Here is a 21,518-nt window from a genome sequence, read left to right as displayed (position 1 = left end):
TTAAAACTTTCAGCGAACGTTCAGCGGTTCAGCGCTGGCGCTGGATCTCCCGGGTGAGGCCGTCCTCAACTACGATCGCTGTTCTTTGTGATACGCGTGTTCGAGCCACTCCTCCAACGTGGGTTGGGACCAGTAACGAACCGTCTCGGTACGCTGGTCCTGTTCAAGGACACCTGCATCCGCTAACTTTGGAAGGTGGACGTGTTGCAGTTCTGTTCGAACGAGCTGTTGCAAGTCATCGGTGGCCGTCGTCTCCGACGGTGTGAACTGTCGGTCGAACGCACAGATGCGATCCGTTAGTTCGTCGATCGTTGCGACACCGTCCGACTGCTCGTACAGCGTATACAGCGCGTATCGCCGCCGCCGGTTTGACAGCAGGTCGAACACGCGGTCGAGCGATGGCGTCGCTTCGACCGCTCGTTGTGTCGACTCCCGCTCCGTTTCACGCATCCACAGACCACCTACCGTATATTACCATTCGAAACCACCACGAGCCTATACTGCAGCCGGCACATTAGATGTTACGTCTACCTGTACCATACGTCGGACTAAATTCCTGTGCAAACGCCCCGAGTAGAACCGCTCTTTCCCCCGCAGATGACCGCTAGACTCATAACCCGGATCCGATGGCTACGCTCACCAGCGTTGATCGTTGATAGTTCCTGATCGACGAAGGACCCGCGTTGCCGCGAAAATCAGCCGAGTTCTGAAACTGCGTCTGAACTCGAACGGGTCGTCGTCGTTATTCGTAGAGCCACGTAGCGTCGTGCTGATCGTAGTCGATCAGTTCGGCGTCGTCGAAGTGGATCGAAATCTCGCGTTCGTTTGCGCCCTCGTCCTCGTGGTCGGCCGCGTGGACGACGTTGCGGCCGAGGTCGAGTGCGTAGTCGCCACGAATCGTTCCCGGTGCGGCTTCGAGCGGATCGGTCTCGCCGATCATCTGGCGGACCTGTCGGGTTGCGTCCTGGCCTTCCCAGACCATCGGGACGACCGGACCGCCCGTAATAAAGTCGACGAGGTCGTCGTAGAACGGTTTGTCTTCGTGTTCGCTGTAGTGTTCTTCCGCCCGGTCGCGAGGCATGTTTTCGACCTTGATACCGACGAGCTTCAGCCCGCGGTCCTCGAGTCGAGAGATGACCTCGCCCACGAGTCCGCGCGCGAAGGCGTCGGGCTTGACCATCACGAAGGTGCGTTCGTGGTCGCCCATCAGGCTTCACTCTCCTCGGCTTCGTCCGCTTCGGTCTCGTCGACGGTTTCGTCCCCGGCGGAAACGTCCGCTTCGTCATCCTCGGCGACTTCGGACTCGGTCTCGAGGTCCTCGTCTTCGCTGGCTTCGACGACCTCGTCCTGGTCGGCTTCTTCGCCGGCGGGCGTGTCGGCCTCGGCCGGGCCTTTGCCGGCACGACCTTCCTCGGTCCACTCGAGATCGCGCGGCTCGCGACCGAGTTTGTAGTTCTTCTCTGCCTTCGAGTCGACGAAGTGGAGCACGGTGCCGTCGGTCTTGACGTACATGATGCCCGTGCCGGGTTCGATTTCTTCGCCCGTGTAGTCGCAGGTTCGTTTCTCGACCATTGGTTACTGTCCTCCGATGGAGTCTGCCTCGCGGGCGGTCTCGCGAAGCTGGAGCACGTCCCCTTCGCGGACCGGCCCGAGACAGTTACGGGTAATGATGCGTCCCTGGTTCTCGCCCTCCTTGATCCGGCACTTGACCTGCATGGCTTCACCGTGCATGCCGGTCTTGCCGACGATCTCGATGACCTCGGCGGGCGTGGAGCCGCTTTCTTCCTCTTCAGCACTCATCTCTGATCACCTCAGTCGAGGTCCTCGACCTTGTCGGCGATGTCTTCGACGTCGCCTTCGGCCTCGCCCGTGTCGACGATCGCTGCGGCGGCCGAGCCGACCTCGAGACCGGCAGCGTGGCCGACGTCGTCCTGCGTCTCGATGAAGACGACAGGAATACCCTTCTCGTCTGCGAGTTCAGGGAGATGCATGACGATTTCTTCGGGGGAGACGTCCTCGGCGACGTAGACGAGATCGGCGTTGCCGCGCTCGATCGCCTTGGTGGTTTCGTTGGTTCCTTTCTTTACTCGGCCTGTGTCTCGTGCGACCTCGAGCGCCTCGAGGGCGTCATCTGCGAGGTCGGCTGGGATGTCGGTTGTGACGTAGACTGACATTGGTTGTTCACCTCTCCTACGCGTGGGCTCGCGCTCCCCTGCCTCGGGGATCCGGTTCGAACGCCGGTCCCGGATTCGATTTTGAGTTTCGGCATCGACTCCGGCTCCGGAAACCAGACCCCAGGCCGGGCGATGCCCGGCGGAGGTCCTGTAAGGCTAGGAGCATCATCAACCCCGCGTAGGGTGTACTACGTCAGTAGCGTTGCCCCCCTTAAAAGCGTGTTCAAAACGCTGGACGGTTGTGACCTCGACGCACAGTCGGCTCGGGCACGAAATCACACAGTATTACGGGTCCGCGTCCTAACCGCGAGTATGAACGTCGGCACCCTCGCAAGTTCACTTTCCCGCGAGGCTCGGGAGACGAACGAGCGGCGGGCGCTCGTCCTCGGTGGCGACCGTGAGCGGGGCTATGCCTGTCTCGAGGCGATCCTCTCGACGCTGCCGGTCGGCATCACTGACACAACGCTCGTCGGCCCCGAGGATCGGCTTCGCTGCGAGCAGATCAAACAGCCACATGCGGGAAGACTCCTCGGAACGACCCGGCAGGTGGTGATCGTCGACGCACACGAAGATCTGCAGCCGAACGCGCTCGGCCAGGTCGTCGGTGCCGTCGACGGCGGCGGTCTGCTGATCCTGCTCACGCCTGCAGCCGAGACGTGGCCCGATCGGCGAAACGGCTTCGACGAGTCGCTGGCCGTTCCGCCCTTCACGATCGACGACGTGACCGGCCGGTTCAGACGCCGACTGGTCGAGACGATCCGGGAGCACCGCGGCATTGCAGTCGTCGAGTTCAGCGACGGGGACACGGGCAGCGCCGAGCCGACGACTCCCGGCGATCCCACGGCGCTCGCCGAGGGCGAACTCGTCGAAACGGGATCGACGAACCCCGCGCCGATCCTGTCGTCCGCGGACACCGAACCCGATGCGAGCAGGTCGTCCGACGCCGCGTTTCCAGCGGCCGCCTACGACGCCTGCCTCACCGGTGACCAGGTCGGGGCGCTCGCCGCCTTCGAATCGCTCACCGAACCCGGCCGAGCCGTCGTCCTCGACGCCGACCGCGGCCGCGGCAAATCGAGCGCCGCGGGGCTGGCCGCCGGCTGTTTCGCGCTTGCAGGTGACTCGGTGCTCGTCACCGCACCGTCGGTTGCCAACGCGACCGAACTGTTCGCCCGCGCCGACGAACTCGTCGCTGAACTCGACGCCGAGGCAGCCGTCGCTGCGGATTCCCAGGACGTCCCTCGCGAGATAGACACGAGTTCAGGCGGGCGCGTCCGATTCCGTGACCCGTCCGCTGCGGTGAGCGAATGTGAGGCGGCGGACGTCGTCATCGTCGACGAAGCCGCCGCACTCCCGGTGTCGACGCTCGAGTCGTTCCTCGCCGCCGACCGCATCGCGTTCGCAACGACGATCCACGGCTACGAGGGGGCGGGACGGGGCTTTTCCGTGCGGTTTCGCGACCGACTTGCCGAGAGCGACCACGACGTGACCGAGCGGACACTCGCCGCACCGATCCGCTACGCAGCGGGCGATCCGATCGAGGTGTGGGCGTTCCGCGCGCTACTGCTCGACGCTCGGCCGCCCGTGGCTCCGCTCGTCGCCGACGCGACTCCCGATTCCGTCGAGTATCGCCGGCTCGACCCCGACGACCTGCTTGCAGACGAACGCTTGCTCCGGGAGGCCTTCGGACTCCTCGTCCTCGCCCACTACCGCACCGAGCCGAATGACCTCGCCAGACTGCTTGACGCGCCGAATCTCGACGCCCGCGCACTGGTTCACGACGGCCACGTCGTAAGCGTCGCGCTGCTCGCCCGCGAGGGTGATCTCGACGCCGAGACGCGAGCGATGATGTACGAGGGGGGGCGCATCCGCGGGAACATGCTCCCGGACGTGCTCACGAGCCAACTTCGCGACGAAGCGGCCGGCGAACCGGCTGGCGTGCGCGTCGTTCGTATCGCAACCCACCACGAGGTGCGCGCTCGCGGCCTCGGATCGCGCCTCCTCGAACACATTCGAGACGAGTTCGGTTCGACCGTCGACTGGCTCGGCACCGGCTTCGGCGCGACGCCAGGCCTGCTCTCGTTCTGGCGCGAGAACGGCTTTCGAACACTGCACGTCTCGACGACGCGCAACGACGCGAGCGGGGAGTACTCGGCGCTCATGCTCGATCCGACGAGCGACACAGGCCGTGCACTTTACGACCGCCACGCCGAGCGATTCGCCCGCCGATTCCCCGCGCTCTGTACCGATTCACTCGCAGATTTGGACCCCGACGTGGCCCGCGAAGTACTGCGGAGCACCCCCGACGAGGCCGCGCCGTCGCTCGAGTGCAGCGAGTACGAGTGGCGGATCGTCGCCGGGGCGGCCTACGGCCCCGGCCTGTTCGATGTCGATCCCGGTCCCTTCCGTGAACTCGTGGGTCGGTACTTCGTCACGAAGCCGGACGCTGTCGACCTCTCCGCGCGCGAAGAGCGACTGCTCGTCCTGCGAGTGCTTCAGGGGAAAGATTGGGCGACTGTCGCGCATCGGCTCGAGTTCCACTCGGCGGGGCAGTGCATGCGGGCACTCGGTAAGGCGTTCCAGCCGCTGGTGGACGAATACGGGTCGGCGGCGGCGCTGGAGGTCCGAGATCGGTTCACTACCGAGTAACGACTCAGGCGAACAGTCGTCTGAGCACCGATTCGGGGAGGGCCTGTAACGCCCACGCGACCAGCCGCCAGCGACGCGTCACGTAGGCGTGGTCGCGCTCGTCACGGATTGTAGCCGCGATTTGACTCGCCGCCGTCTCCGGTGAACTCTGCCAGAACGAGCCGTAAGAGAGTTCAGTGTCGACGAACCCGGGTTCGATGGTCGTGATCGTCACGTTCGCGTCGGCACCGGCCTGTCGGCTTCGCAGCCCCTCGAGATAGCGCGAGACGTACGCTTTCGAGGCGTTATAGGCCTGTGTCCCACCGTTGCCGAAGTGAGCGGCGACGGAGGAAATTCCGACGAGATGGCCGTCCGAGTCACCCGGGGTGGGCGACCGGCGCTCGAAATGGTCCATTGCGGCCGTCGCGAGCGCGGTGAACCCGCGTACGTTGACATCGATCGTCTGACGTTCGGTTTCCCAGTCGAGGTCGTAATTCGCATCGCCAACCCCGGCGCTGATGACGACGAGATCGACCGAGTTCATCGCGTCGGCAAGCGACCGAAACCGATCGCGGGCAGTGTCCGGTTCTGTGACGTCCATCGTTGCGACGTACGCTTTCGTCGGGAGCGACGCGCCGAGGTCTTTGAGGCGGTCCGTTCGTCGTGCGGCCAGCCCGATTTCGTAGCCGTCGGCGGCAAGTTCACGCGCGAGGGCGGCTCCGATACCGGAGGAGGCACCGATGATGATCGCGCCGCGCGAATCGGCCGTCTGTGCTGTCATGTCACGAGATGGTCACGCGGCAACCGTAACAGTACTGATGGCGGTACGGCTTTGCCGTTCGCTGCCGTGGAGAGTCGTATGGTAGATGCGGGACTCGTGCTTGCGGTCGCGGTGCTCCTCGGCGGTGTCCTTGGAACGGTGGTGCCGCTCGTTCCGGGAGGGGCGCTCTCACTGTCGGGCGTGTATCTCTACTGGTGGCTCTCCGGATTCACAGCGCCGGGACCGATTGCGCTCGTCGTCCTCACGATTCTTGGACTGGTGACCCTGTTTGTCGAACTCTTTGCGGGGTCGATCGCAGCGCGAGCGGGTGGTGCCTCCTGGGTGACGACCGGACTCGCTGCTGCGGTTGGGATCGTGTTGATGGTTGTGACTGGTCCGCTTGGCTTACTGCTCGGGTTATTCGGTACTGTCTTCGTCGTGGAGTATCTGCGAGCCGGGGATCTAGACCGGAGCACGCAATCGGCAATCTACGCGACGGTTGGTATCCTGGCCTCAACGGCGATCCAGGTGTTGTTGACGGTGTCGATTCTCTGTGGCTTTCTCATCGCGGTTGTCGTTCTGTGAGTGACAGACGATCGTTTCTGAGATTCTTCGGGACGTGACTGAATGTCCAAAAATACAACCATGTATGGTCTAAAAAACTGAGATAGTCATCAGTGTGCCGGATTTGATTTAACACTTGTGGGAGTTGTAGGGCGAGACATGGTAGAAAACGATTCCACGACGCGGCGGACGATCCTCAAGATATCCGGTGCCGTCGGTGCGGCCGGTCTTCTCGCGGGTTGTGCGGACAACGGCGACGGTGGAAATGGTGGCGGCAACGGCGGCGGAAACGGCGGCGGCAATGGTGGCGGTAACGGCGGCACAGATGTCAGCGAGTGGGAAGGAGTCAGCGAAATCGAACTCACCGGAGTGACAAGCGGTTGGGAAGGGAATTCGCCGAGTCCGATCGAGGGGGAGACCAATCCCTCGCTGGTCCTCTTCGAAGGCGAGTCGTACGAGATCACCTGGGAGAACGGCGATGGGGCCGGACACAATCTCGAGATTGTCGACGAGAACGACGAAGTCGTCAACGACCTCTCGACCGAGGTGATGAACGAGGAAGGCGAAACTCAGACCCTCGAAATCGAGGAAGTCACGAGCGAGATGGCAGAATACGTCTGCCGCCCACACGAGAACCAGATGCGTGGAACGATCGACCTGCAGCAGGGTTCGGACGGCAACGGCGGTGGAAACGGTAACGAGACCGGCAACGGTAACGAAACCGAGAACGGCAACGAAAGTATGGAGAACGGTAACGAGAGCGAAAACGGCAACGAAAGCATGGGGAACGGCAACGAAAGCGACGAATAACGCTCCCGTCGCACCCGCACCCGTACTCGAACACGAACTCGCCGAGCGATCGTCCCAACCGAAGCAATACTATTTTCGTCGATATCTGCGCTCGACCGGCGTTCCGATCCACCAGCGCCCCGGCGCAGGCTTCGATCGCGGATCGTGACCGGTCCGGTACATCAGTCGTGCGTGTAGTACGCTACCGTTTCGTCGCCATCGTGGTGATCGATTCGGGCGAATCCAACCCGTTCGAACTGCACCATCTCGTCCGATTCGAGTTCAGCAACACCGGGTTCCGCTCGCCCGGAGACGTCGCCCGTGATCGTTCGCAGCCGAACCGGGACGCTCTCGGCCGCTGGCACCCAGTGGACGACATCGACACCCTCCTCACGGACCACGTCGATATCCGCACCGGTGAACTCGAGTTCGTCCGCAGTGGCCTCGACGCAGCCGAGTCCCTTGAGCCAGACGCGCGTTCCGTTGTCGGGGACGTCTGCCGGTTCAAGCAAGACTGCATCGCCAACGGGGATTTCGCGGACGCCACGCTCTTCGTGGTCCGGATGGAGCGGCGGATTGGCTTCTGCGGGTGGGTCGCCGCCGAGTACGAGTTCAGTGCCGTCGCGGACGAGGAACCGACGGTCGGTTTCGTCGTCGATGAGTTCGCGGTTGGTCGCGTAGATAGCGCTCATCGCGAGGTCGACGTCGCTCGTCGAGGTGCCGAGTTCGACCATCGCATCGACGATGGCCTCGCCGCGAATGCCCCGGCGGCGGAGGCTTTTGAGCGTCGGCGCGCGCGGGTCGTCCCAGCCGTCGAGTTCGCCCTCGTCGATCAGTTCAGAAATCGTCGAGGTGCTCATCTTCACGTCGTAGGCGTCGACCTGAACGTGGCCCCAGTGGATGACTTCGGGGTACTCCCAGTCGAAGTAGTCGTAGACGAACTGCTGGCGTTTCGCGGAGTCCTGCAGGTCGATCCCGCGGATGATGTGAGAGATTCCAAGCAGGTGATCGTCGATTCCGGACTGGAAGTCGAGCATAGGCCAGCACCGGTACTCGTTGGCCTCCTCGCGGGGGTGGGGTGTGTCGATCATCCGGAATGCAACCCAGTCGCGAAGGGCGGGGTTCTTGTGCTCGATATCGGTTTTGACCCGGAGCACCATCTCGCCGCTCTCGTACTCGCCGGCGATCATTCCCTCGAACTCCTCGTGGACGGTGTCGGCGTCCTTGCCGCGGTGCGGACAGGCCTCGCCCGCGTTCTTCAGCTCGGAGAAGGCCTCTCCCGAACAGGAGCAGGTGTAGGCCCCGTCCATGTCGATCAGGTCGCGAGCGTGCTCGTAGTACGTCTCAAGCCGGTCGCTCGCTCGATACACGTCGTCGGGTTCGAACCCGAGGTAGTCGAGATCGTCGAGAATCGCATCGTAGGCGTCGAGATCCGGTCGCTTCGTCTCGGGGTCCGTGTCGTCGAACCGGACGCAGAACCAGCCGTCATAGCGATCGCGGTACGTGCCGATGACCGCCGGCATTCGCGCGTGGCCGACGTGCCACGGCCCGTTCGGATTCGGCGCACACCGCATGCGGACCTCCTCGACATCGTCCGCGTTAGGAAGGGACGGCAGGTCGTGTTCGTCCTCCTCGTCTTCCGCCTCGAGTTCAGCGAGTTCATCCGGCGCGAGTTCTTCGAGGCGCTCGCGTTTGGCGTCGTACGCGAGATCGTTGACCTGTCCGATGACGCCGCCGATGACGCCGGGAATGTCGTCTGCGTGCGCTCTGAACTCGGGGTTGTCACCCATGAGCGGCCCCATCACGGCACCGACGTTGGCGTCGCTTTCGTGTTTGACGGCGTTTAACAGCGCGTGTTTCTCGGCTTCGCGCTCGACGCGCTCGCGGAGATCGTCATTCATTACTCGGGGGTATTGGTGCCCGGACCAAAACCCTCGCGGTGTCGACTCGCCGTATCGGACGCTGATCGGGTAGCTGCCACAAAACGGGTGCGCGTTGCACGTCGGTCGACGCGGTGCGCGGTGCGCAGTGCTCAGTAGCCGCGTTCGATCAGGTAGTCCCCGAGTTCACAGAGCAGATCGCGAGCGTCGTTGTCCGGCAACACGTCGAGTCGGTTCTTGCCCTGGGTAACCAGATCGCGGGCGGTCTCGTTGGCGTAACTGATCGAGCCGGCGGCTTCGAGTTCGGCGACGGCGTCATCGATTTCGGCCTCGGTGACGGCGTCGACGTCCGTGGTGTCGACGAGGTCCTCGACAGCGAGCCCCTGATCGCGGGCGTGGACGGTGATGAGTGTCTGTTTCTCCTCGACGAGGTCGCTGCCGCGCTGTTTACCGAGTTTGTCGCTCGGGACGGTGAGATCGAGCACGTCGTCTTGGATCTGGAAGGCGCGGCCGATGTCGAGTCCGTAGCCGTAGAGGGCATCGATCGTCGACTGGTCTGCACCCTGCAGGATGGCCGGGAGACACGCGGAAGCGGCGTAGAGGACGGCGGTCTTCTGTTCGACCATCTCGAGGTACTCCTCGGGGACAATAGCGTCGCGCTCTTCGAAGGTTACGTCGAGCGCCTGGCCCTCACAGATCTTCGTACAGGTCGTCGCGAGCACGTCGAGCGCGTCGACCATTCGGGATGGGTCGGCACCCGTTTCGAGCATGATCTCGAAGGCCTTCGAGTAGAGTGTGTCGCCGGCCAGAATCGCCGTCTCGAGGTCGTACTCGCGGTGGACGGCGGGGACGCCTCGTCGGAGGTCGTCGTCGTCCATGATGTCGTCGTGGATCAGCGTAAATGACTGAATGACCTCGACGCTAACGGCGGCGTCCATGAGATCGATCGGCTCGCCGGTCAGCGTCGGGAACGTCCGATAATCAGTCGTCAACGGCTCGACATCCGCGAGCGCTTCGGCCGTTGCGAGCAAGACGGTCGGTCGCAACCGTTTCCCGCCCGCATCGAGGAGGTATCGCGAGGCCTCGTAGAGCCGTTCTGGCCGCTGGATTGGCAACTCCTCGGGAATCGCGTCGTTGACCAGTTCGCGGCGCTTTCGAACCGCTTCGAGTACCGCCTCCTCACGTGCCTTGGGGGTTGTCATATCACTCGACAAGCTGGATAAGGTTCCCGTTGCGCGTCGCGTGGAGATCCCGACCGAGCTGGTATCCCTGGTTCTCGGCGAGGTCGATGTACTTGGCCAGGTGCTCTAGGTCCTGGTGGGCAGGGATGATGTTCTGCGGCTGGAGCGCGTCGAGCATCTGATAGTGGCCTTCCTGATTCATGTGGCCGGAGACGTGGATATCGTCGTAGATACGGGCACCCTGCATGCCGAGCAACTTCTCGGCCTGGTAGCGTTGCCCCTCGTTGGTCGGTTCGGGGATAACGCGAGCCGAGAAGACGACCTTGTCACCGTTGTCCAGTTCGTATGGCGTCTCGCCGCGGGCCATTCGCGTCAGCATCGCGCGTGGCTCTCCCTGGTGGCCGGTGACGACGGGGAGGAAGTTCTCCTTGCCCTCGTTCATGATTCGCTTGAAGGTGCGGTCGACGGACTTGCGGTGCCCGAACATTCCCAGATCCGTCGGGAAGTCGACGAAGTCGAGTCGTTCCGCGGTGCCGGAGTACTTCTCCATCGAGCGTCCGAGCAGGACCGGCTGACGACCGATATCGTCTGCGAACTCGACGAGGCTCTTCACGCGGGCGATGTGACTTGAGAACGTCGTCGCGACGATCCCGCCGTCGTAGTCCTCCATGCTGTAGAGGGTGTCCCGAAGGTGTTCACGCGCGACGTTCTCGGAGGGGGTGCGTCCCTTCCGGCCGGCGTTCGTACAGTCCTCAATATAACAGAGAACGCCTTCGCCCTCGCGACCGATCTCGCGGAACCGTTCCATGTCGATCGGATCGCCGAGCACCGGCGTGTGGTCCATGCGTTTGTCCAGCCCGTAGACGACCGCGCCTTCGGGCGTGTGAAGTACCGGGTTGATCGCGTCGATGATCGAGTGCGTGACGTTGACGAACTCGAGATCAACCTTGCCGGAGTCGCCGATCGACATCGTCTCGCCGGCATCCATCTTGACCAGGTCGTTCTCGACGCCGAACTTCTGTTCGCTCTCGATCTGTTGTTTGACCAGTTCGATCGTAAACGGCGTGGCGACGATCGGCGCGTCGTACCGGTGGGCCAACTTCGAGATGGCACCGATGTGGTCCAAGTGGCCGTGCGTGGGCACGATGGCCTGGACGTCGCCTTCGAGGTCGCTCATGACCCGATCGTCCGGGATTGCGCCCATGTCGATCAGGTCGAGACTGTGCATCCGCTCGGTTTCGACGTTGTCGTGGATCAGAACCTGCGAGAGGTTCAGTCCCATGTCGAAGATAACGACGTCGTCACCGGCGCGAACGGCAGTCATCTGCCGTCCGACTTCTTCGTAGCCGCCAATTGTTGCGATTTCGATTTCCATAGTTCGTAGCACTGAAAGTCCGTATGACTCTCATCGAAACAGTCCGCGGACTTCGATTCATCCGGCCCCGGCGTCTTACAGCACATCGGCCATCCCGCTATGCGTTCGGCAACCCATGATTAGCCGGCGTTCTCCGGCCAACCACACCGAGACGCACTTGCCCGCGGGTTTCGCTATCCCCATCTACACGCCCGGGTGTTAAAAACACAGTGGGTTACACATTACCGGTACCGAGGCGAGAAGCGGGGTCAGAATAGCTTTACTGCACCGTCGTTCCCGGGTTCTCGCCCGCAAGGAAGCGCTCGATCCCCTCGAGTCCGAAGATCGACGCCTCGGCGTCGAGTTCGAGAAGCGCTTGCACCTTCGCGGCCATTCCACCGGTCACGTCGGTCGACTCGCTTTCGCCGAGCACGTCCGCGACGGCGTCGAACGAGCCGATTTCGGGGACGACCGTATCCGCATCGTCGAGGACGCCGGGGACCGTTGAACAGAGGCCGATCCGATCCGCATCGAGACTGCAGGCGAGTTCAGCGACGAGTTCGTCCCCGCTGACGACGGTCGCGCCTTCGCCGACGTGTGCGACGAGGTCGCCGTGGAGGACCGGAACGAATCCCTCCCCGACGAGCGTCTCGACCTGCCCGCTCGGGAGCGCGAGTTCGCCGTCGGCATCGCGGTGGGCCGCAGAGAACGGATGCACCGGCACCGCCGGCACGTCGCGCTCGAGGAGGCGGCTCAGGACGAACTCGTTTAGCGTCGTCATCGCGCCGTGGATGTCGTGGATGGCGGCCGGATCGCGGCTTCCCGCAGTCGTGGTCACGCCGTGTTCGCTCGCGTTGTGGTGGCCGAAGCTGCCGCCGCCGTGGACGATGACGAGTTCGTCGACCGCACCGTCTCCGTCCGCACCGAACGAACTCGCGATCGCATCCGTCGCCGCGGCGAGTGACTGACCGTCGAGCGTTTCCGGGCGGTCCTTGTCGGTGATCGCGCTGCCGCCGAGTTTCAGGACGATCATTCGATCCGGCGCACCCCCTCCTCGGCGAGTTCGGCGCGGAATGCATCCTCGCAGCCCGGGGTGAACGACAGGGCCGTCTCGGTTTCCTCGGTCGGGTCTAGGGCGACGATACAGCCGCCGCCGCCGGCACCCGTCAGCTTCGCGCCGTCGGCCCCGGCGTCGCGGGCCGCCCAGACCATCGTCTCGAGCGAGCGCGAGGAGACGCCAAGCGCCGAGAGCAGCCCGTGGTTGAAGTTCATGAGTCGCCCGAGTTCGGCGACGTCGCCGTCGGCCAGTGCGTCCTCCCCGTTTCTGACGATGTCGCCGATCGCTTCGACCGTGTCCGCGGCGAACTCGTACTCCTCGCGGAGGGTGCGCACGCCGGAAACGAGTTCACCTGTCTCGCCGGCTCCGCCGTCGAAGCCGATCACGAGGGGAAGATCGGGTGCGTCGATCGATCGACAGTCGTCGCCCTCGACGCGGACTGCACCGCCCGTCGCCGAACAGAACGTGTCTGCGCGTGACGCCTGGCCGTCCTGAACCTCGTGCTCGGTTCGGTAGGCGCGTTCGGCGAGTTCGACCGGCTCGAGCGTCGTCCCGAGCGCGCGGGTGCCGGCGTCGATCGCCGCGACGACGACCGCCGCGGAGGAGCCAAGGCCCGCCCCGAGCGGGATATTGCTCTCGATCGTCACGTCGAAGCCGACATCCTCCTCGCCGGTAACTTCACGAACCTGCTCGATCGCGCTGTCGACGTACTGCGTTGCGGCCATGAGCAGCGACTCCGATGCGTTGACATCGGGCCGCTCGTCGGCCCCGCCGCCGTACTCGACCGTAAAGCCGTCCAGACTGAGATCCTCGGCGTGAACTCGCAGTTTGCTGTCGTCCCGGCGTTTGACGCCGACCCGTGCTCGCACCTCGATCGCACACGGCACGGCGGGTTCGCCGTAGACGACCGCGTGCTCCCCGAACAGATAGACCTTCCCGGGGGCGCTCGAGACTGTCATATCCGGCCGTTCGTACGACGACGATTAATACCTATCCTCTCGAGATCGTTCGAACCCCACGTCGCCGCCTGTAGTCGGACTTAAGCCAGTGTCGTTCGAACGCCGGCGTATGTCCCTCGTGCTCCCCAGCGAACTCGTCGTCGATCGATTTCTCCCGACAGTGCGGGCGATGCTCGCCGCCGAACTCGCCGAGCGCGGGATGACCCAACAGGAAATCGCCGCGAACCTCGGCGTCACCCAAGCCGCAGTCAGCAAGTACGTAAGCGGCGAGAGCGGCGGCGACGACCGCTTTCGTGACGACCCAGAAACCGTCGCCACGGTCGAGCGCATCGCCGACGGCCTCGCGAGCGGCGGGATGGACGGCTACGACGCCCTTGCCGAACTCCTCTCGCTCGTCCGCAGTCTCGAGGACCGGGGCCCGATCTGTGAACTCCACGAGGAGGAAATGCCCGCGCTCCGGGGCCTCGGCTGCGATCTCTGCGTGCGCGGCCTCGATCCCGAGGTCAGCGCCGAGCGGGACGTGCTCGCGACCGTCCGAACGGCCGCCCGAACGCTCGCCGCAACGCCGGGAATGGTCGACTGCATTCCGAACGTCGGCACGAACGTCGGGATGGCGCTTCCGGACGCGCGCGATGAAACCGATGTCGCCGCCATCCCCGGCCGTATCTACGCCATGGGCGGGCGTATCGAAATCCCGGCACATCCCGAGTTCGGCGCGTCGAAACACGTCGCGACGGCTATCCTCGCCGCAGGCGCGATCGATCCAGCCGTTCGCGGCGCGATCAACATCGCGACCGACGATGCGATCCTCGAGGCTGCCCGCGAGATGGAACTCGATCCACTCGAGTTCAGCGCGGACTACGAGGACCGTGGTGAGCACCTCCGAACGCGGTTCGAGGAACGAGGCGGCGTGCCGCGAGTCGCCTATCACAGCGGCGCGTTCGGTATCGAACCGGCGACGTACGTGTTCGGTGAGAGCGCCGACGATGCGGCCGCTCTGATCGGGGAACTGCTCGACGCATCGATGGCATAGTACTGGCGACTACCGCTGTCGTCTCTGTCGTGATCGCTATGCCTCGGGAAGCGTTCTCGAACGAAATAAGCGAAATAATTGAAATAAGCGAAGTAAGCGAAATGAGTGACAGGCAACTGTTACAGATGGTTTCAATCTGTGCGACCGTTCTACTGACCCGATAGTAAGGACTGCCGTCCGAATAGTTGCAGCCGGGCACGAGGATGGATTTCGTTATTACGATTCAACACGCGGCGAACGTCCACTTCTTCAAGCACGTCGTCACTGAACTCGAGGCTGCAGGGCACGACGTGTACGTGTCCGCTCGTGAGACGGAGTCCGCCCAGTAGCTGAGCTGAACTCGTGGAATCTCGGCGCTATCACTGACACACGGCCACCTGTCGGCTCAGTGGCCGTAATCGGCAGTTGTGACGGTCGGAGCGCGCTCAGAAAAGCACGACCGCCAGCCCGCGATAGACCAGTCCCAGCGCGAAGACCGCGATCAACCCCGCCGTTGCGAACACGACGGCCGGTGAAAGCCGCTCCTCTTCCGCGGTAAACAGCCAGTCTGACATCTGTATACCTGAACTCGTCGGGGGTCACACCTAACTTCTTCGCTCGAAGACAGACACTCGACGCGACCTGCGTGAGAAGCGAGGAAACTGAGACGGAACAGTTCGATTCGAAAACCGAATCTAGACGCCGCTTTCGAAGTCCTCGAGCGAGTAGGATGGCTCGGCACCGCGGCGGTCGAGAACCTCGTTTGCGAGCAGCCAGTAGACGACCGAAAGGGCCTTTCGACCCTTGTTGTTCGTCGGAACGACGAGGTCGACATTGCTGACTTGGTTGTTCGAGTCACACATCGCGATGACCGGGATACCGACCGTGATGGCCTCCTTGACGGCCTGGGCGTCGCCGATCGGGTCCGTGACGACGACAACGTCGGGTTCGATGTAGCCGTCGTACTTCGGATTCGTCAGCGTGCCCGGGATGAAGCGACCGGTGCGAGCACGAGCGCCCACGGCTTCGGCGAACTTCTCCGCCGGGAAGCGCCCGTACTGGCGGCTCGATGTGACCAGAATCTGCTCCGGGTTGTAGTTCGAGAGGAAGTCCGCAGCCGTGCGGATACGACTGTCGGTCTTCGAAACGTCGAGGACGTAGAGTCCGTCGGTCCGGACGCGGTGGATGAACCGCTCCATGTCGTTGGTCTTTTGCTGGGTCCCGATGTGGACGCCAGCGCCGAGGTAGTCCTCGACGGGGATGAGCAGGTCGGCTTCCTCGTCGGACATCACGTCATCGTCGAGGGTTGGACCGGATGCTTCCTCCTCGTCGGTTGGTTCTGCCGCGGCGTCGGCCTCGTCGGCCTCGGCGGTGGCGGACTGTTCGTCAACTGGCTCGACCTCCTCGTCGGGATCTGCGGCGGGACCAGCGCCCTCGGCTGGCTCCTCCTCGATCTCCTCTTCGGCAGCGTCGAGCCCTTCCTGGGTCGTATCGTTATCTGTCATGTCGCGTCGTCTGCGATTCTGATGAGCTCGTTGAGCTTTGCGGTTCGCTCGCCGCCGACGGCACCCGTCTTGATGAAGGGAGCGTCGGTCGCGACGGCGAGGTGTGCGATCGTCGTGTCCTCCGTTTCGCCCGAGCGGTGCGAGACGACCGAATCGTAGCCGTTTGCGGTCGCGAGTTCGATCGCGTCGAAGGCGTCGGTCAGCGTGCCGATCTGGTTCGGCTTGATCAGGATGCTGTTGGCTGCGTCCTGTTCGATTCCCTCGCGGAGGCGATCCGTGTTGGTGACGAACAGATCGTCGCCACAGAGCAGCGTCTGGTCGCCGACTCGATCAGTCAGGTCGGCAAAGGCCTCGTAGTCGTCCTCGTCGAGCGGGTCCTCGACGTACACGAGGTCGTACTCCTCGACGAGGTCGGCGATGTACGCGATCTGCTCGGCTGTATCGCGCGTGGTATCGCTGTACTCGTAGGTTCCGGAGTCGGTGTCGTACAGCTCTGCGCCGGCGACGTCGAGCCCGAATCCGATCTCGAAACCGACTTCGTCTTCGACGGCCGAGACCGCTTCGTCGACGATCTCGAACGCCTCCTCATCGTCGATCGAGGGGGCCCACGCGCCTTCGTCGCCCTTGCCGCAGGGGTGATCGCGTTCTGCGAGCAGGTCGGCGATAGCGGCGTGGACGGCTGCGTTCGCGAAGACGGCGTCTTCGACGCTCGGTGCGCCGACGGGTGCCGCGAGGAACTCCTGGATATCCGTTGCGTCGGCGGCGTGTTCGCCACCGCCGACGACGTTGCCGAGTGGAATCGGGAAGTTCTCGCCGCGGAAGGTGCCACCCAGGTGCTGGAACAGCGGTGCACCAAGCACGTCGGCCCCGGCCTTTGCAGCAGCCATCGAGATGGCGACAGCGCTGTTCGCGCCGAGTTTCGAGAAGTCGTCAGTGCCATCTGCCGCGTGCAACAGTGCATCGACCTCGCGCTGGTTGCCGGCGTAAGCCTCTCCCACGAGCCGCGGAACGGCGTGCTCACGGGCAGCGGCGATTGCCTCGCCGGGCGGTCGCTCGACGGCTTCGTACTCGCCGGTACTGGCACCGCTTGGCGCTGCAGCGCGACCGAACCCACCGCTCTCGGTGAGCACGTCCGCCTCGACCGTCGGATTGCCCCGCGAGTCGAGCACGCGTCGGAGTCGAACGTCGGTGATGAGCGTCATTGGTTACTCGCCTCGCTTGACGGTAAACGGCAAGACACCGGCATCGTACTCCTCCGCGGCGATCAGGATCGGCTCGGTCTGCTCGGTCTCGATCAACACCGGCGCGCCGTAGGAGACCTGCAGCGCTCGCGCACCGAGGATACGGGCTTTCTCGTAACGATTGTGGTGCTGTTGTTGCATGGTTACTGATAGGGGGAGACGACGTCAACCAGGTCAGTGTGACTGACGAGCATCCGCCGACAGCAGTAGCGGTCGACACCGAGTTCGTCGAGGACCTTCTCGGGGTCCTCGTCGCCCTCGTTTGCTCGTTCGTCGAACTCCTCCCAGTGTTCGCCGACGACCGTGCCACAGGTGAAACACCGAACCGGTACCATCATGCTTGAATCACCTCAGCGGTAGGATTTCTGGTAGCGCGCCCGAGCGCCCGGGCCGCCCCACTTCTTTGGTTCGGACTGTCGAACGTCGTTGACCAGCAGCGAGCGATCGAACTCCATGAACGCATCGCGGAGTTCGGCGTCGTTCGTGTGCTGGACGATGCCGCGTGCGATGGCAGTGCGGACGGCGTCTGCCTGGCCGCTGATACCGCCACCCTCGACGTGGACTTCGATGTCCACGCCGTCACGCAGGTCGTCGCCTGCGATGCGGAACGGCTCTAGCATCTTGAGCCGGGACATCTCGGGTTCGACCAGTTCGACTGGCTTCGAGTTGATACGGACGCGACCCTCGCCCTCACGAACGGTTGCGCGGGCGACGGCCGTCTTCTTCTTGCCACTCGTATTGGTTACCATGTAACGTTAGCACCGAGTTGGTCTGAGACTTCGCCTAGGTGGACGAAGCGAATGTTCGAAAGTCGGTCCAGCGACGTTCCTTCGAGGATCTCGGCCTCGAGTTCGTCATCGTCTTCGTAGGGATTGCCGACGTAGACGCGGACGTTGTCGAGCGCTTCGCGACCGCGGGGCTTCTTGTACGGAAGCATGCCGCGAACGGAGCGCTTGAAGATTGTGTCCGGCCGTTTCGGGTAGTACGGCCCGCTGTCGGAGCTGAGCTGGAGCCGCTTGCGGTAGGTGCCGAAGATATCTTCCTTGTCGCCGGTGATCACGGCGTCTTCGGCATTGACGATCGCGACGCGGTCGCCGTCCAGGGCGCGCTGGGCGACCTGGCTGGCGATGCGACCGAGAATACAGTCGCGGGCGTCGACGACGACATCTGCATCGAACTCTGCGATACTTGCACTCATCGAATCACCCGTACGTCGGAGCCGTCTGGGTTTTCTTCGAGCACGTGCTCGAGCGGTACTGACTCGCCGACCTGTTCGATCTTCGTCTCTGCGGACGAGGAGAAATCGACGGCAGCGACGGTTACGTTCTTCTGTAGTGCGCCCGATCCCAGCACCTTGCCGGGAACGACGACGGTCTCTTCTTCGCGTGCGTATCGTTCGATACGGCCCAGGTTTACCTCTGCGTGGGTGCGCCGGGGCTTTTCGAGACGATCCGCAATGTCCTGCCAGACGTCGGCGTCCGCTTCGCGGGACGTCGACTTCAGCTCGGCGATAAGATCGTTGAGCCTCGGATTGGTCTTGCTACTCATTGGTTTCCTCCAAATCTGCGAGATCGACACAGAATTGAGTGCCGTGTCGAGTGGAATCGAGTTCCGATACGAGAGATCGCCGACCGGGATGGCGGTGACGGTGACGATGATGATAGCGATCGTAATCGCCATTGGCATCGGAATCGTCACCACGCCGGTCGACGGACGAGAACTGATGCAGGGAGCAGGATTTGAACCTGCGGACTCCTACGAGACAGCGCCCTGAACGCTGCGCCGTTGGCCTGACTTGGCTATCCCTGCTCGCACTCTCGTCTATCCGTCGCCCCTTCAAACCCCTTTCGATTCCAGCTTGAATACGCGAGCCGGTGCCAGTCTCGTCGCTGGCGGCGCTGGCAGCCGGTCCGCGTTCGTATCGGTTGGATCGGGGGCGTCGGATCATTTGCTCTATAGCTGTACTGCGTCTTCGAGTTCAGTCGCGCGAGATTCGATGGTCTCGGCGGCGCGGGTGACCAGGTCTTCGACCGTGAACGAGCCGTCGGTCTCGACGTGGAAGACGAAGGCGTTCGGCACGTCCTCGACGGTCACGTCCTTGCCCGGATAGCGGTTCGAGAGGTCGTGGTCGAACTCGCTCGTGGGAACGAGTTCGCCGTCGTCCTCGATCACGCCGCGGACGATCCGGCTCTCGGGGTCTTCGAACTCGGGGAGATCCTCGACGGCGGCGACACGCTGCAGGTGGCGGTAGCCGACTGCGACACCACCTTGGTGCTTGGCGTGGTCCTTGCCGCGGTCGAGCACGGCGTCTGCCTCGGCCTCGAGACGCTGATCGTCTTTGAGGTCGATGATCGGCACGTTCTCGTCTGCGGGCTGGACGAGTTCGTCGCTCGAGATGAGATCGCCCGAGTAGGCGGTCGCTGGCCCTTCGACGTCGATCGAGAGCGTGACGGTATCGTCCTCACCGAACTCGCCTTCGGGCGGGGTCGAAAGCGGGACGAGCCCGAGCCGAAGCGCGAGTTGCTCGTCGAACATGACTGACGAGTTCTCGACGAACCGAACGGTGTCGATTGCCATCGTCGGCACGTCGGCGAGCATCGCGCGACGGATGCCATTAGCGAACGCGGGCGTGATGCCGCGGACGAGGAACCGAGCGTCTCGGTCCTCGCGTTCGACGAACTCGACGTCGTACGCTGCACTCATGGTCTAGTAGCCGCCCTTGCCTTTTGGTGCGCGCGATCCGTCGTGTGGGATCGGCGTGACGTCCTCGATGCGCCCGATCTCGATGCCCGAGCGGGCGAGCGCACGGATCGTTGCCTGTGCGCCGGGACCGGGGGACTTCTGGAGATTGCCGCCGGGGCCGCGCACGCGAACGTGCAGGCCCGTGATGCCGGCGGCCTTGACTTCCTCGGCGACGGATTCGGCCATCTGCATCGCGGCGTAGGGCGAGGCCTCGTCGCGGTTTTGCTTGACGGCCGTCCCGCCGGAGGACTTGGTGATGGTCTCCGAGCCCGTGAGGTCCGTCACGGTCATGATGGTGTTGTTAAACGATGCGTGCACGTGGGCTACGCCCCACTTTTCGTCGTCCTGACTCATGTTACTGACCCTCCGCCCGCTCCGGGTGGAGTTCGTCCGCGAGTGGACTGTTCTCGTCGAATGCGACGAGGTCTTCCTCGTCGACGTCGACGACGTACGATGGGATTCGCTGGCGCTGGTCTCCGACGACGATGTGGCCGTGGGAGACGAACTGTCGCGCCTGCTGGGTCGTGTTTGCGAGTCCCTTGCGGTAGACGACCGTCTGGAGGCGACGTTCGAGGACGTCCTCGATTTCGAGCGAGAGGACGTCACCGAGTTCGTCCGCCTCGTCCAGAATGCCGACGCGTTTGAGCCGTCCGAGGAATTCCTCGGAGCGACGGATGACGGCTTCGTCGCCCTGGGCCTGGCCGAGCAGGTCGCGGGCCTCGCGCCGGTAGGAGCGAAGCTGGGACTGCGCGCGCCAGAGTTCCTCTTTGTTTTTCAGGCCGTAGCGGTCGAGCAGGGAGTGTTCGGTGGTGATGCGTTCACCCTGGTAGGGGTGATTCGGCGTCTCGTACTGCTTGGTGTCGGTGCCGAGTGGCATTAGTCCTCACCCTCCTCTTCGGCGGCTTCTTCGGCCGCTTCTTCGCGGATCTCTTCGACGTTGACTCCGATGGTGCCCTCCGTTCGACCGGTGGACTTGGTACGCTGACCGCGAACCTTCTGGCCGCGCTTGTGGCGCGTGCCTTTGTAGGAGTCGATCATCTTCATCCGGTTGATGTCGTGTTGACGACTCAGCTGGAGATCGTTGCCGATCTCGTGGGTCGTTTCGCCGGTGTAGAAGTCGTGCTGGCGGTTGTTGAGCCAGTCGGGGACTTCGTCGGCGTAGTTCTCTACGAGTGAAACGACCTCGTCGATGACGTCGTCGTCGAGTCGGCCGAACGTTGCCGTTCGATCGACGCCCGCTTTCTCGGCGATGAGTCGGGCGGTTCGGCGACCGATCCCGTTCATCTCCGAGAGCGAGCGCTCGACGGACTTCGTCCCGTCAAGGTCGGTTTGACCGATACGGACGAAGTACTGAAGGTCTTCGTCCTCTTGCTCTTGGGGTTCTTCCGCGCTCATATGTCGTGTATCTGTGTCTGGTCTGCAGCGGTGCAATCGACTGGCGAAGGGTGCCAGTCTCGGGTATCCGACGTCGTGGCGGGGATTTGAACCCCGGAGGCTTGACGCCACATGGTTAGCAACCATGCGCCTTGGGCCGCTTGGCTACCACGACACCGTGTCTCTATCATCGCCCGTCTGGACTCGGGGACTGCTCCCCTACACGTATCGCAATCGAACGTACCCCCGTCTGGTACTTAAGGGCAACGAAAGGCACCGGCAACCGCTCGGTTACGCAAGC

Annotated in this window: 26 protein-coding genes, 2 tRNA genes and 2 pseudogenes; 5 read left to right on the top strand and 25 right to left on the bottom strand. The window is 63.5% G+C overall.

The genetic code is table 11. The features are described 5' to 3' along the window. Positions 1 to 69: 69 nt before the first annotated feature. The 5 genes from C484_RS04360 to rpl7ae form a co-directional block, all read right to left on the bottom strand. Positions 70 to 450: a DUF7344 domain-containing protein gene (locus C484_RS04360; RefSeq protein ID WP_006824739.1), complete on the bottom strand. Its 381-nt coding sequence runs from the start codon at positions 448 to 450 to the stop codon at positions 70 to 72. Positions 451 to 742: 292 nt separating this feature from the next. Then, on the bottom strand, positions 743 to 1,207 hold the full coding sequence (gene ndk, locus C484_RS04355) for a nucleoside-diphosphate kinase (protein ID WP_006666055.1): 465 nt from the start codon (positions 1,205 to 1,207) through the stop codon (positions 743 to 745). Continuing rightward, on the bottom strand, positions 1,207 to 1,572 hold the full coding sequence (locus tag C484_RS04350) for a 50S ribosomal protein L24e (RefSeq protein WP_006824738.1): 366 nt from the start codon (positions 1,570 to 1,572) through the stop codon (positions 1,207 to 1,209). The genes ndk and C484_RS04350 overlap by 1 nt, the downstream gene beginning before the upstream one ends. Positions 1,573 to 1,575: 3 nt before the next feature. Continuing rightward, a complete protein-coding gene (locus C484_RS04345) occupies positions 1,576 to 1,800 on the bottom strand; it encodes a 30S ribosomal protein S28e (RefSeq protein ID WP_006064297.1) in 225 nt (74 codons plus the stop codon). 11 nt (positions 1,801 to 1,811) lie between these two features. Continuing rightward, positions 1,812 to 2,174, bottom strand: coding sequence for a 50S ribosomal protein L7Ae (gene rpl7ae / locus C484_RS04340; RefSeq protein ID WP_006108361.1), 363 nt, complete (start codon positions 2,172 to 2,174; stop codon positions 1,812 to 1,814). Between the two features lie 312 nt (positions 2,175 to 2,486). Between rpl7ae and tmcA the strand changes: the two genes are divergently transcribed. Continuing rightward, complete coding sequence (gene tmcA / locus C484_RS04335; protein ID WP_006824737.1) at positions 2,487 to 4,820, top strand: tRNA(Met) cytidine acetyltransferase TmcA; 2,334 nt, start codon at positions 2,487 to 2,489, stop codon at positions 4,818 to 4,820. A 4-nt stretch (positions 4,821 to 4,824) separates the two neighbouring features. Here tmcA and C484_RS04330 read toward each other — a convergent pair whose 3' ends face one another. Beyond that, entirely contained in the window at positions 4,825 to 5,580 is a 756-nt protein-coding gene (locus C484_RS04330) for an SDR family NAD(P)-dependent oxidoreductase (protein WP_006824736.1), read from the bottom strand. A 78-nt stretch (positions 5,581 to 5,658) separates the two neighbouring features. On the opposite strand from C484_RS04330, the gene C484_RS04325 reads away from it, so the two are divergent. Both C484_RS04325 and C484_RS04320 read left to right on the top strand, forming a co-directional pair. Then, positions 5,659 to 6,144: a DUF456 domain-containing protein gene (locus C484_RS04325; RefSeq protein WP_006824735.1), complete on the top strand. Its 486-nt coding sequence runs from the start codon at positions 5,659 to 5,661 to the stop codon at positions 6,142 to 6,144. 138 nt (positions 6,145 to 6,282) lie between these two features. Continuing rightward, positions 6,283 to 6,933 (top strand): plastocyanin/azurin family copper-binding protein, encoded by a 651-nt coding sequence (locus C484_RS04320; protein ID WP_006824734.1) that lies wholly within the window; start codon positions 6,283 to 6,285, stop codon positions 6,931 to 6,933. Between the two features lie 161 nt (positions 6,934 to 7,094). Here the strand turns inward: C484_RS04320 and C484_RS04315 are convergent, their stop codons facing one another. From C484_RS04315 to mvk, 5 genes and pseudogenes are all read right to left on the bottom strand, one after another. Next, entirely contained in the window at positions 7,095 to 8,813 is a 1,719-nt protein-coding gene (locus C484_RS04315; RefSeq protein WP_006824733.1) for a glutamate--tRNA ligase, read from the bottom strand. A gap of 131 nt (positions 8,814 to 8,944) precedes the next feature. Continuing rightward, positions 8,945 to 9,994 carry a geranylfarnesyl diphosphate synthase gene (idsA3, locus tag C484_RS04310; protein WP_006824732.1) on the bottom strand — a complete coding sequence of 350 codons (1,050 nt, stop codon included), beginning with the start codon at positions 9,992 to 9,994 and terminating at the stop codon, positions 8,945 to 8,947. Between the two features lies 1 nt (position 9,995). Further along, positions 9,996 to 11,348 carry a ribonuclease J gene (locus tag C484_RS04305; RefSeq protein ID WP_006108369.1) on the bottom strand — a complete coding sequence of 451 codons (1,353 nt, stop codon included), beginning with the start codon at positions 11,346 to 11,348 and terminating at the stop codon, positions 9,996 to 9,998. Between the two features lie 259 nt (positions 11,349 to 11,607). Continuing rightward, positions 11,608 to 12,360, bottom strand: a complete 753-nt coding sequence (locus tag C484_RS04300) for an isopentenyl phosphate kinase (protein ID WP_006824731.1) — start codon at positions 12,358 to 12,360, stop codon at positions 11,608 to 11,610. Next, positions 12,357 to 13,346: pseudogene (gene mvk, locus C484_RS04295) on the bottom strand (mevalonate kinase); the annotation flags it as partial. The pseudogene mvk and the gene C484_RS04300, both read right to left, overlap by 4 nt. A gap of 106 nt (positions 13,347 to 13,452) precedes the next feature. Here mvk and C484_RS04290 point away from each other — a divergent pair. Then, complete coding sequence (locus C484_RS04290) at positions 13,453 to 14,376, top strand: thiamine-phosphate synthase family protein (RefSeq protein WP_006824729.1); 924 nt, start codon at positions 13,453 to 13,455, stop codon at positions 14,374 to 14,376. A 203-nt stretch (positions 14,377 to 14,579) separates the two neighbouring features. Further along, positions 14,580 to 14,687 (top strand): annotated as a pseudogene (locus C484_RS24555) (DUF354 domain-containing protein); the annotation flags it as partial. A gap of 114 nt (positions 14,688 to 14,801) precedes the next feature. Here the strand turns inward: C484_RS24555 and C484_RS24550 are convergent. The 14 genes from C484_RS24550 to C484_RS04225 all read right to left on the bottom strand — a co-directional run bounded on the left by C484_RS24550 (position 14,802) and on the right by C484_RS04225 (position 21,392). Further along, positions 14,802 to 14,930, bottom strand: a complete 129-nt coding sequence (locus C484_RS24550) for a hypothetical protein (protein ID WP_006666041.1) — start codon at positions 14,928 to 14,930, stop codon at positions 14,802 to 14,804. A gap of 120 nt (positions 14,931 to 15,050) precedes the next feature. Then, positions 15,051 to 15,860 (bottom strand): 30S ribosomal protein S2, encoded by an 810-nt coding sequence (gene rpsB, locus C484_RS04285; protein WP_006666040.1) that lies wholly within the window; start codon positions 15,858 to 15,860, stop codon positions 15,051 to 15,053. After that, positions 15,857 to 17,062, bottom strand: a complete 1,206-nt coding sequence (gene eno, locus C484_RS04280; protein ID WP_006824727.1) for a phosphopyruvate hydratase — start codon at positions 17,060 to 17,062, stop codon at positions 15,857 to 15,859. Before eno ends, rpsB begins: the two co-directional genes overlap by 4 nt. Positions 17,063 to 17,065: 3 nt before the next feature. Beyond that, the gene (locus C484_RS04275; protein WP_006666038.1) at positions 17,066 to 17,242 is read right to left on the bottom strand and encodes a DNA-directed RNA polymerase subunit K; all 177 of its coding nucleotides are present in this window, start codon (positions 17,240 to 17,242) and stop codon (positions 17,066 to 17,068) included. A 2-nt stretch (positions 17,243 to 17,244) separates the two neighbouring features. After that, positions 17,245 to 17,439 carry a DNA-directed RNA polymerase subunit N gene (locus C484_RS04270; RefSeq protein WP_004213962.1) on the bottom strand — a complete coding sequence of 65 codons (195 nt, stop codon included), beginning with the start codon at positions 17,437 to 17,439 and terminating at the stop codon, positions 17,245 to 17,247. Between the two features lie 12 nt (positions 17,440 to 17,451). After that, positions 17,452 to 17,850, bottom strand: a complete 399-nt coding sequence (locus C484_RS04265) for a 30S ribosomal protein S9 (RefSeq protein WP_006824726.1) — start codon at positions 17,848 to 17,850, stop codon at positions 17,452 to 17,454. Further along, positions 17,844 to 18,299: a 50S ribosomal protein L13 gene (locus C484_RS04260; protein ID WP_006108383.1), complete on the bottom strand. Its 456-nt coding sequence runs from the start codon at positions 18,297 to 18,299 to the stop codon at positions 17,844 to 17,846. Before C484_RS04260 ends, C484_RS04265 begins: the two co-directional genes overlap by 7 nt. After that, positions 18,296 to 18,649: a 50S ribosomal protein L18e gene (locus C484_RS04255; RefSeq protein WP_006824725.1), complete on the bottom strand. Its 354-nt coding sequence runs from the start codon at positions 18,647 to 18,649 to the stop codon at positions 18,296 to 18,298. The genes C484_RS04260 and C484_RS04255 overlap by 4 nt, the downstream gene beginning before the upstream one ends. Positions 18,650 to 18,825: 176 nt before the next feature. Further along, a tRNA-Leu gene (locus C484_RS04250) sits at positions 18,826 to 18,910 on the bottom strand. Between the two features lie 144 nt (positions 18,911 to 19,054). Next, positions 19,055 to 19,804 (bottom strand): DNA-directed RNA polymerase subunit D, encoded by a 750-nt coding sequence (locus tag C484_RS04245; RefSeq protein WP_006824724.1) that lies wholly within the window; start codon positions 19,802 to 19,804, stop codon positions 19,055 to 19,057. Positions 19,805 to 19,807: 3 nt separating this feature from the next. Then, positions 19,808 to 20,197: a 30S ribosomal protein S11 gene (locus C484_RS04240; RefSeq protein WP_004213955.1), complete on the bottom strand. Its 390-nt coding sequence runs from the start codon at positions 20,195 to 20,197 to the stop codon at positions 19,808 to 19,810. Between the two features lies 1 nt (position 20,198). Further along, positions 20,199 to 20,720, bottom strand: coding sequence for a 30S ribosomal protein S4 (locus C484_RS04235; RefSeq protein WP_006666033.1), 522 nt, complete (start codon positions 20,718 to 20,720; stop codon positions 20,199 to 20,201). Then, positions 20,720 to 21,238, bottom strand: a complete 519-nt coding sequence (locus C484_RS04230) for a 30S ribosomal protein S13 (protein WP_006108387.1) — start codon at positions 21,236 to 21,238, stop codon at positions 20,720 to 20,722. The genes C484_RS04235 and C484_RS04230 overlap by 1 nt, the downstream gene beginning before the upstream one ends. Positions 21,239 to 21,309: 71 nt before the next feature. Then, a tRNA-Ser gene (locus C484_RS04225) sits at positions 21,310 to 21,392 on the bottom strand. Positions 21,393 to 21,518 lie beyond the last annotated feature (126 nt).

Origin of the sequence: Natrialba taiwanensis DSM 12281 (genome assembly GCF_000337595.1) — an archaeon.
In the GTDB taxonomy this organism is placed as follows: domain Archaea; phylum Halobacteriota; class Halobacteria; order Halobacteriales; family Natrialbaceae; genus Natrialba; species Natrialba taiwanensis.
The sequence above is the reverse complement of the archived record's forward strand: the minus strand, read 5'-3'. Positions and strand labels throughout refer to the sequence as shown.

Excerpts from the sequence above, each read along its gene's own strand:
- C484_RS04360 (WP_006824739.1), bottom strand. The coding sequence starts at position 450 with ATGCGTGAAACGGAGCGGGAGTCGACACAACGAGCGGTCGAAGCGACG.
- ndk (WP_006666055.1), bottom strand. The coding sequence starts at position 1,207 with ATGGGCGACCACGAACGCACCTTCGTGATGGTCAAGCCCGACGCCTTC.
- C484_RS04350 (WP_006824738.1), bottom strand. The coding sequence starts at position 1,572 with ATGGTCGAGAAACGAACCTGCGACTACACGGGCGAAGAAATCGAACCC.
- C484_RS04345 (WP_006064297.1), bottom strand. The coding sequence starts at position 1,800 with ATGAGTGCTGAAGAGGAAGAAAGCGGCTCCACGCCCGCCGAGGTCATC.
- rpl7ae (WP_006108361.1), bottom strand. The coding sequence starts at position 2,174 with ATGTCAGTCTACGTCACAACCGACATCCCAGCCGACCTCGCAGATGAC.
- tmcA (WP_006824737.1), top strand. The coding sequence starts at position 2,487 with ATGAACGTCGGCACCCTCGCAAGTTCACTTTCCCGCGAGGCTCGGGAG.
- C484_RS04330 (WP_006824736.1), bottom strand. The coding sequence starts at position 5,580 with ATGACAGCACAGACGGCCGATTCGCGCGGCGCGATCATCATCGGTGCC.
- C484_RS04325 (WP_006824735.1), top strand. The coding sequence starts at position 5,659 with ATGGTAGATGCGGGACTCGTGCTTGCGGTCGCGGTGCTCCTCGGCGGT.
- C484_RS04320 (WP_006824734.1), top strand. The coding sequence starts at position 6,283 with ATGGTAGAAAACGATTCCACGACGCGGCGGACGATCCTCAAGATATCC.
- C484_RS04315 (WP_006824733.1), bottom strand. The coding sequence starts at position 8,813 with ATGAATGACGATCTCCGCGAGCGCGTCGAGCGCGAAGCCGAGAAACAC.
- idsA3 (WP_006824732.1), bottom strand. The coding sequence starts at position 9,994 with ATGACAACCCCCAAGGCACGTGAGGAGGCGGTACTCGAAGCGGTTCGA.
- C484_RS04305 (WP_006108369.1), bottom strand. The coding sequence starts at position 11,348 with ATGGAAATCGAAATCGCAACAATTGGCGGCTACGAAGAAGTCGGACGG.
- C484_RS04300 (WP_006824731.1), bottom strand. The coding sequence starts at position 12,360 with ATGATCGTCCTGAAACTCGGCGGCAGCGCGATCACCGACAAGGACCGC.
- C484_RS04290 (WP_006824729.1), top strand. The coding sequence starts at position 13,453 with ATGTCCCTCGTGCTCCCCAGCGAACTCGTCGTCGATCGATTTCTCCCG.
- C484_RS24550 (WP_006666041.1), bottom strand. The coding sequence starts at position 14,930 with ATGTCAGACTGGCTGTTTACCGCGGAAGAGGAGCGGCTTTCACCGGCC.
- rpsB (WP_006666040.1), bottom strand. The coding sequence starts at position 15,860 with ATGACAGATAACGATACGACCCAGGAAGGGCTCGACGCTGCCGAAGAG.
- eno (WP_006824727.1), bottom strand. The coding sequence starts at position 17,062 with ATGACGCTCATCACCGACGTTCGACTCCGACGCGTGCTCGACTCGCGG.
- C484_RS04275 (WP_006666038.1), bottom strand. The coding sequence starts at position 17,242 with ATGCAACAACAGCACCACAATCGTTACGAGAAAGCCCGTATCCTCGGT.
- C484_RS04270 (WP_004213962.1), bottom strand. The coding sequence starts at position 17,439 with ATGATGGTACCGGTTCGGTGTTTCACCTGTGGCACGGTCGTCGGCGAA.
- C484_RS04265 (WP_006824726.1), bottom strand. The coding sequence starts at position 17,850 with ATGGTAACCAATACGAGTGGCAAGAAGAAGACGGCCGTCGCCCGCGCA.
- C484_RS04260 (WP_006108383.1), bottom strand. The coding sequence starts at position 18,299 with ATGAGTGCAAGTATCGCAGAGTTCGATGCAGATGTCGTCGTCGACGCC.
- C484_RS04255 (WP_006824725.1), bottom strand. The coding sequence starts at position 18,649 with ATGAGTAGCAAGACCAATCCGAGGCTCAACGATCTTATCGCCGAGCTG.
- C484_RS04245 (WP_006824724.1), bottom strand. The coding sequence starts at position 19,804 with ATGAGTGCAGCGTACGACGTCGAGTTCGTCGAACGCGAGGACCGAGAC.
- C484_RS04240 (WP_004213955.1), bottom strand. The coding sequence starts at position 20,197 with ATGAGTCAGGACGACGAAAAGTGGGGCGTAGCCCACGTGCACGCATCG.
- C484_RS04235 (WP_006666033.1), bottom strand. The coding sequence starts at position 20,720 with ATGCCACTCGGCACCGACACCAAGCAGTACGAGACGCCGAATCACCCC.
- C484_RS04230 (WP_006108387.1), bottom strand. The coding sequence starts at position 21,238 with ATGAGCGCGGAAGAACCCCAAGAGCAAGAGGACGAAGACCTTCAGTAC.